The sequence below is a fragment of the Brevibacterium otitidis genome, assembly GCF_042429315.1.
Lineage (GTDB): Bacteria > Actinomycetota > Actinomycetes > Actinomycetales > Brevibacteriaceae > Brevibacterium > Brevibacterium otitidis.
The window spans coordinates 1-6,948 of record NZ_JBHMAU010000006.1 but is presented as its reverse complement, the minus strand read 5'-3'; the positions used below and the strand labels follow the sequence as shown (position 1 = coordinate 6,948).

General features: G+C 64.7%; 8 protein-coding genes and 1 pseudogene. 6 read left to right on the top strand and 3 right to left on the bottom strand.

From position 1 onward, the window contains the following. Positions 1–474: 474 nt before the first annotated feature. Positions 475–927: a GNAT family N-acetyltransferase gene (locus ACFFN1_RS00610; protein ID WP_376837636.1), complete on the bottom strand. Its 453-nt coding sequence runs from the start codon at positions 925–927 to the stop codon at positions 475–477. Between the two features lie 187 nt (positions 928–1,114). Between ACFFN1_RS00610 and ACFFN1_RS00605 the strand changes: the two genes are divergently transcribed. The 6 genes from ACFFN1_RS00605 (at position 1,115) to ACFFN1_RS00580 (ending at position 5,068) form a co-directional block, all read left to right on the top strand. Next, on the top strand, positions 1,115–1,258 hold the full coding sequence (locus ACFFN1_RS00605) for a hypothetical protein (RefSeq protein WP_376837635.1): 144 nt from the start codon (positions 1,115–1,117) through the stop codon (positions 1,256–1,258). 167 nt (positions 1,259–1,425) lie between these two features. Continuing rightward, entirely contained in the window at positions 1,426–2,145 is a 720-nt protein-coding gene (locus ACFFN1_RS00600; RefSeq protein WP_376837634.1) for a LysR family transcriptional regulator substrate-binding protein, read from the top strand. A gap of 516 nt (positions 2,146–2,661) precedes the next feature. Continuing rightward, positions 2,662–3,198, top strand: coding sequence for a MarR family winged helix-turn-helix transcriptional regulator (locus ACFFN1_RS00595; RefSeq protein WP_376837632.1), 537 nt, complete (start codon positions 2,662–2,664; stop codon positions 3,196–3,198). After that, positions 3,199–3,837, top strand: a complete 639-nt coding sequence (locus ACFFN1_RS00590) for a LysE family translocator (RefSeq protein WP_376837630.1) — start codon at positions 3,199–3,201, stop codon at positions 3,835–3,837. A 26-nt stretch (positions 3,838–3,863) separates the two neighbouring features. Then, positions 3,864–4,505, top strand: coding sequence for a hypothetical protein (locus ACFFN1_RS00585; RefSeq protein ID WP_376837628.1), 642 nt, complete (start codon positions 3,864–3,866; stop codon positions 4,503–4,505). Further along, positions 4,502–5,068, top strand: a complete 567-nt coding sequence (locus tag ACFFN1_RS00580; RefSeq protein WP_376837626.1) for a hypothetical protein — start codon at positions 4,502–4,504, stop codon at positions 5,066–5,068. The genes ACFFN1_RS00585 and ACFFN1_RS00580 overlap by 4 nt, the downstream gene beginning before the upstream one ends. Positions 5,069–5,255: 187 nt before the next feature. Here the strand turns inward: ACFFN1_RS00580 and ACFFN1_RS00575 are convergent. Both ACFFN1_RS00575 and ACFFN1_RS00570 read right to left on the bottom strand, forming a co-directional pair. Beyond that, positions 5,256–5,358, bottom strand: a pseudogene (locus ACFFN1_RS00575) (hypothetical protein); the annotation flags it as partial. Between the two features lie 14 nt (positions 5,359–5,372). Further along, positions 5,373–6,701: an ISL3 family transposase gene (locus ACFFN1_RS00570; RefSeq protein WP_376837625.1), complete on the bottom strand. Its 1,329-nt coding sequence runs from the start codon at positions 6,699–6,701 to the stop codon at positions 5,373–5,375. Positions 6,702–6,948 lie beyond the last annotated feature (247 nt).

Genomic DNA, 6,948 nt, shown 5'->3' with positions numbered 1-6,948 from the left:
ATCCCTGGTCTGGACGACGCGAATGACGTCGTCGCGGAATTCTTTCGGGTAGGGCTTTGGCATGGTGTTCATCCTTCCAGACTTGCCTGTCAGCAAGCCAGATTAAGTGTCACCAATCCCTGCATCAGTCCCGTCTGAGATCGGGGCGGCATGGGCGAGAAGCGTGTGATCCCAGCTCAGTGAGACCACTGCGTCATAACGAGCATCGATCCACTCAGCCCGGATACCGACGACGTCGGTCAGAAGCTCCACCGCCCCGTGCAGAACCCGCACTCCGAGCCCTCACACACGAGCGGACATCCAATCACCGCGGATGTGAGCTAGCAGTCAGGGATCGACCTTGGTTGAATGACGTCAACACCCGAACTGGCGTGCAGTCCGTACCACCCTCGCCACCGAGGTTCCAGGTCGGAGCACCGGTCTGGTGGATTTCCTGCCCGGAGGTGCTGTAGCAGAGTCGCGGTCGATACTGGCTCACCCCCTGACAGTGAACTCGATCCACGTGTCCGGTCGGAGCTCGGGGCGACCTGGCACTGGACGATGCTCTTTCATAGCGGCGGGGTCGATCGAGTTGCACACGCGCTGCCAGAACGCGGCCGCAGGCTCATTGGTGTCCTGGAAAGCGACGGACCAGCGTCCAGGAAACTCCTCCACAATGCACTTGACGGTGAGCGTTCCAATGCCTCGTCGCCGGGCCCCGTGGACGAGGAAGAAGCTGTTGATGACGTGGGGCGAGCTGTCCAGTGCTCGTAGCCCGGCGAAGCCCACAGGTGAACCGCCGAGATGGATCAGTCGGGCGACCCAACCTGCCTCGCCGCCGAGGGCGGCGTCAAGCCTTTCTTGGCGGAACCGCCCGTCGTGGTCGGGTAGCGCGTGGTTGTACTGGGAGAGATCGTGACTGAACATAACCCACAGGCGTTCGAGCACATCCCGGTCCGCATCGCTCGCTACCGTGACATGGAGGCGTGTTTGCACATCTGAGTTCATAACTGAGAGTTTCCACGATGCTCCTGGACGGGGCACTGCGGTCTCTGCTATAAGGTTTCGGCGAGCAGCAGCCGTCTTGTAGGAGCGTCGAAGCGACGTCCCAAACGATGCTCTCGAATCGCTTGGGATGGTCATGAAGAGCGGTTACATAGGTCGTCGCGGCAAAATCCTGAGCGTCAAGCCGGTCCTGCAACTGACCGACGTGCTGCCAGAACACCTGATCATCCGCGAGGGCTCCTCTGCTGCTCGGGCACTCCACGCGGGCGGCTAATAGCGACCTTTACGGTCTCGGCAAGAGATGGCGCCTCGTCGTAAGGGGGACGAGTTCTGCCAGCGCCTGTGCAGCCTGACGGGGAAGGACGCCGTTGCCGAGAGCGGTGAGCTGCTGAGCATGGCTCAGCCCCATACTCGGATCGGTGACCCCCTTGGTCGAGTCCCATGAGCCATTCCACGAACGCGGGCGCGCCGCGCGGACCGGCATCCTGGTTCAGGATGGCGGGAGCTGGGGCGGATCGGCCGGCCGGTGATTCGTTCCCATCGGGCGATAGCTTCGGCGTAGCGTCCCCAGCGTCGAAGAACTCCTCGATCAGCGCGAACAGTGTCTCCCATCCTGAAGTCCACCTGCGCGTCCATCACGACGCGGTACCGAGTCTCATCCACGATGTGGTTTCCGGAGACCTCGACATCGCAGTGGCCGATCGTCCGTTCGAGAGAGCCCACCTGCACAAGCGGCCCATGGTTGCGCAGTCGCTCGTGCTCGCCGTCAACCATCGCGACCCGCTCGCCCGCCGCCGACGAGTTCGCCTGAGTGACCTTGCCGACCGTCAGTTCGCTGAGTATCGCTCCGACTCTGCGCTCCGCGCACGGATCGACGTCGCGTGCGAGGAAGCGGGCCTCCATCGGCGGAGCATCTTCGAAGCCGACACCATCGCGGACCTGCTGAGCGCCGTCGAACACGGCATCGGGATCGCCCTGGTTCCCCCCGAAACGATGGTTGGCCACCCGCACCTGCGGACGGTGAACACCGAGCCCGAAATCGGGCGCGAACTCGTGATGGTGTACGCCGCCAACCGGCCACCCAGCCCAGCAACGGACCGGTTTCTCAGCACCATCGAGTACTCATTGACGAGTGACGGAGGGCGACGTTCTGAGCCCTGATCAGGATCCCACCGGGGATCCAACCCCGATGGCCACACTGCGAAGACGAGAGCCAGGTGAGGCCCGCCGCACTCGTTCAGGATCGCCGGTGCTTGGAATGAGTCGCCGGGTGACACATCGTGGGTGATGTCTGAGAGTAGCGTCCCCGGCGTCGAAGAGCTCGTAGATCGGGACAGCGCCGTGGACGAGGACGAAGCTGTGGAATCGGGGATGCGGTGCGATAGCGGAGCTGACTGGCGATCTACCTTGCCTCGTTCCGGAGGTCGGTCAGGGCCGCGAGCACATTGCTAATCGCATTCGACATCAGCACGCGCCTCGTCACCATGAAACTCCGACGAGCAGACTCATGACCCGACAGTCGTGCAGCGCTGCTGTCCGTGTAGTTGAATCGCCGGGACGTCCGTCCGCTTCGCTGACGACTCGGCGCACCAAGCGAACGTAACGACTTCTTCACGTCATGCAGCGCCCCTCCGATACTATGATCGTCGAAAGATTCGTCAGTCGAAGGAGGCTGGGGTGGGCTCGTCGCGAGAAGAGGCTGCGGAGGCTTTCGGCGTCGCTGTTCAGCAGTATCAACGGGTGGTGCAAGCCTTCGATGACGCGGTCGGTCGCACATTGGGTCTCGGGGCGACGGAGCTGCGGTGTCTGGGCTGGCTGACGGACGGCGCAATGTCCTCGGGCGAGTTGGCGAAGGCTGTTGGGCTGCGGCCTGCGGCGACGACCACGCTGGTCGATCGCCTGTCCCGTCGCGGTTTCGTGCGTCGTGGGCCGGCACCGGCGGACCGTCGGAAGGTCTTGGTCGAGTTGACTCCGGAGGGGCAGGAGGTCCTCTGGAGGATGTACGGACCCCTCGTGCAGGATGGGCACCGGCTTCTGGAGGAGTTCGACGCCGAGCAGATCCTCGCCTTCGAACGGCTCCTGTCCGCGATGGCGAACAATGCAGAAGAACACACTCGGCGAGTGGCAGCGGACCCCGGGACGCTAGCCCGTGAGATGACAGCCCCGCCGCATCGAAGACGTCGCGCGGGGCGAGGACAAGTAGAGGAGAAGTAAATGCCGGATATGCACGCGCTTGTAGCGTTCGCCGTGATGTCGTTCGTGCTGATCGTGGTGCCGGGGCCGAGCGTGCTGTTCGTCATCGGCCGTTCCCTGGCGCTGGGCCGGCGGGGCGGACTGATGAGTGTGCTCGGGAACGAGCTCGGCGGTCTGCCGCTTGTACTCCTGGTGTCGGTGGGGCTTGGTGCAGTCGTCGCGCAGTCCGCGGTGGTGTTCCTGGTGGTCAAGCTGCTGGGGGCGGGCTATCTCGTGTATCTGGGAGTGCAGGCGATCCGGCATCGGCGCGTGGACACCGGCGCGATGACCGCTTCCAGGCAGGGCGCGTCGTCGTGGAGCGTGCTGCGGGAGGGATTCATCGTCGGTGTGACGAATCCGAAGACAATCGTGTTCTTCGTGGCGGTGCTGCCGCAGTTCGTCAGCCCGGAGAACGGGTCCGTCGCGGTGCAGATGGCGATCCTGGGGCTCGTGTTCACGGCGATCGCGTTCGCCTGCGATGCGTGCTGGGCCCTGGTGGCCTCCGCGGCGCGTCAGTGGTTCGCGACCTCGCCGCGCCGGTTGTCGACGATGCGCGCGACCGGCGGCGGGATGCTCGTCGGCATGGGCGCGACCCTCGCCCTCGCCCCCGCCAAGAGCTGACCGGCGTGCACGAAAAGCGTAGAGCGGTGGCGGATCACCAGGATGAGCACCTGCTGGAGCGGGCGAGGCGGCTCGACCAGGAGGCATGGGCAATGTGTGAGCGCCTTGGCCTGTGGCGCCGGCTGGAGAGCGTCGGCGCTCCGGTCGTGGTCGGCGCCGCCGGCCTGGGCGTGATCGATCGGCGGGACATCGACATCACCACCTCGTGCGTGGCGCTGAACGAGGAGACCATCGGACGCATCACCTCTCTGGGGGCGGAACTCGCCTCGCACGAAGACGTGCGGCAGGTCGTGATCCGGGACGACACCGGCCGATGGAACACCGACCCGCGATACCCGGACGGCTACTACCTGGGGCTGGAGATCATGTCGCCGCGCGAGAAGCTGTGGACCGCGGATCTGTGGTTCGTCGGCGAGCCCGAACGCCAACCCGACCTCGAGCACCTCCGCCGCTTCGCACCACTCGTAACCGACGAATCCCGCGGGGCCATCCTGGCCCTGAAGCGCTCGGTCCGAACGCGTGGCACAGGCGATGATCCCGTCCCCGGATACCTGGTCTATGAAGCCGTCATCCAGGATGCCGTCCGCTCGGAGACGGAGTTTCAGGAGTGGTTGAACCGCCGGAGATCCGAACCCGCGTCCCACGAGGAAGGACCCCACGCATCGTGAACGACAGGCTCTCCGCGCTCGGGCGAGTCAACGCGCTGCTCGTCGCGCCGGACGCGACGAGGCCGGAGCTCGCGCTCGGATACGGTGCTGCCCTGATAGGGGCTGCGGCTGCGGCAGCGGGCGGAATCGTCTCCGGATACGGGGCCGCGCACGTGCTCGTCCTCGCCGTGCTCGGATTCGACATCGCCGGCGGTGTCGTCGTCAACGCCACGCGGGCAGCGGCACGGCGCTTCCATCACGGTCCGCACTGGCGACGGCGCTCCGTGCTGTTCGTCGCAGCGCACGTGCACCCGTTCGTCGTCGCCCTGCTCTTCCCCGCGCAGACCTGGTGGGCAAGCGCGGTCCTCTACCTGGGACTGGTCGCATTTGCGCTGCTGATCACCTCGACGCCGCTCGCCCTCCGTCGGCCGGTGGCTTTCGCCTGCGCCGCCGCGCTGATCACGTGGACCGTCGTCGCCGAGCCGACGGAGGACGCGCTGGCCTGGATCGCGCCGCTGCTCGTCATCAAACTGCTGCTCGCGCACCTGCTCACCGACAGCATCCCGACACCCGAAGCCACATGAGCATGGGCGTGTCGATGATGTCTGATATCTCATCAGGATCTGCGGCGGCTAGTCGGTCGGGGCCATGGATCGCCCCGAGTTTGGTGGAGAGTTCATAGCGGTACGCCAGCCACCACTGGCCGACTGGTTTCAGTGTAGTAGTGTTCCTCGAACTGCGCTGGAGCGAGGTCTCCGCAGTGCGAATGGGGGCGGGTGTGGTTATACCAATGCACCCATTCCAAAGTCGCGAATTCCACAGCATCACGACCGGTCCACGGGCCCTCGCGCCACACCACCTCTTTCTTATATAGTGGCTCTTCCGGTTTTAGAGTGCGTTGACCCGGTTCGATAGTTGCCCGGAGTGGAGCAAGCAGCGCAGGACGTAATGCTCGAAGTTCCTGAACCCCAACCCGATACCGCGCAGGTGCTCGAGGCGTCCGTTGATCGCTTCGACCGGTCCGTTCGACGCGCGACCACGATCGAAGAACGCCAGCACCTGAGCCCGTTTCCGCCACAGCGTCCGCCCCAACTGAGCAAGCTCCTCAAGCCCAGCCGGCAGGCCTCTGCGCAGACTCTCGATCACCGTCTGCATGAGCTTCTTGCCGGTCTTCCGATCGGGATGCTCGTACGCGTCGATGACGTCTTGGTAGACGAGGTACGTCACTTCCAACGCGACGTGGTCATCGTGCTCGGCCCACAACCGCTCCAGCCGGTCCCTACCCTTCTTGTTCAGCAGGGACCTGCGTGTCAGCAGGGTCCGGCGTCCTTGATACAGGAGGTCTGTCTTCCGGCCGCGGTGTCCATGGATCTGCTGCTGGAGCCGTTGTCTGCAGGCAGTGAGTTTCTGCCCTGCGAGTTGGACGACGTGGAACGGGTCCATCACCGGCACCGCGTCCGGCAGCGCATTCGTGGTCGCGGTGTGGTAGCCGGCGAACCCGTCCATCGTGACGACCTCGACCCTGTCACGGAACGCTTGGGAGCGTTCCTGCAGCCACGAGGTCACGACCTTCGCGGAACGGCCTGCCTTCACGTCCAGTAGCCGTGCTCGACCGGTCCCGTCGATGAGCGGGGTCAAATCGACGAAGATCGTTGCGAAGGAGTCCTCTCCTTGTCCGCGCACGTGTTTCCAGCAGTGCTCATCGATGCCGAGGACCCGGACCCCGGCCAGATGGTCCGGGTGCGTGTAGACGAGGGACTGTGCGGCAGTGGTGGCCAGCTGGTTGACGAGGTCCCAGCCGAGTCCGAGTGCCCTGCTGATAGCAGAGATGCTCATCTGGTCCTGGATGAGCCGTTTCAGGATCCAGGTCGTAGCGCGTTTCGTGGTCTTCGCCCCGGGTTCGGCCGCTTCGAGCTGGTGCTGAAAGATCGTGCGCGGGCACTGGGCGTGGACACACTGGTAGCGGGGCAGACGTACGTGCAGGCGGGTCGGGTGGCCGGTGATCGGCACGTCCGTCAGCCGGCGGATCACGTGGTCACGCAGCCGGCCTTCAGCACCGCACTCGGGGCAGTACCCGAGAGGTTCGCGTGGTGAGGCTTCGATGACAGTGATGTCATCATCGGTGATGTGAGCGCCGGTGATGTGGATGCCCAGCTCGAGAGTGCGGCAAATGACATCAGCGACGGGACACGGCGCGGCAGAAACGGTAGATTGCACGACAGGGCCTTGGGTGAGAGACGAGTTGAGGAACTTCTATCTTCACCCAAGGCCCGCCCCTCATTCATCACCAACACCCGGCAGTCAGAGACCGCGTCACGCACTCTGAAACCGGAAGAGCCCACATAAGCCCCGGCATCGTGGGCGGCTTTGGCCACTTGTGAGGAATAGTACGCCGAATCAGCCCTGACCAGGGCTGGGAGGTCGGAGTTGATTCGGGCCGTGGTGGCCAGAGCATCGGAGACGA

Coding starts and splice junctions, on each gene's coding strand:
- ACFFN1_RS00590 (WP_376837630.1), top strand. CDS start 3,199: ATGCCGGATATGCACGCGCTTGTAGCGTTCGCCGTGATGTCGTTCGTG.
- ACFFN1_RS00605 (WP_376837635.1), top strand. CDS start 1,115: ATGGTCATGAAGAGCGGTTACATAGGTCGTCGCGGCAAAATCCTGAGC.
- ACFFN1_RS00600 (WP_376837634.1), top strand. CDS start 1,426: ATGAGCCATTCCACGAACGCGGGCGCGCCGCGCGGACCGGCATCCTGG.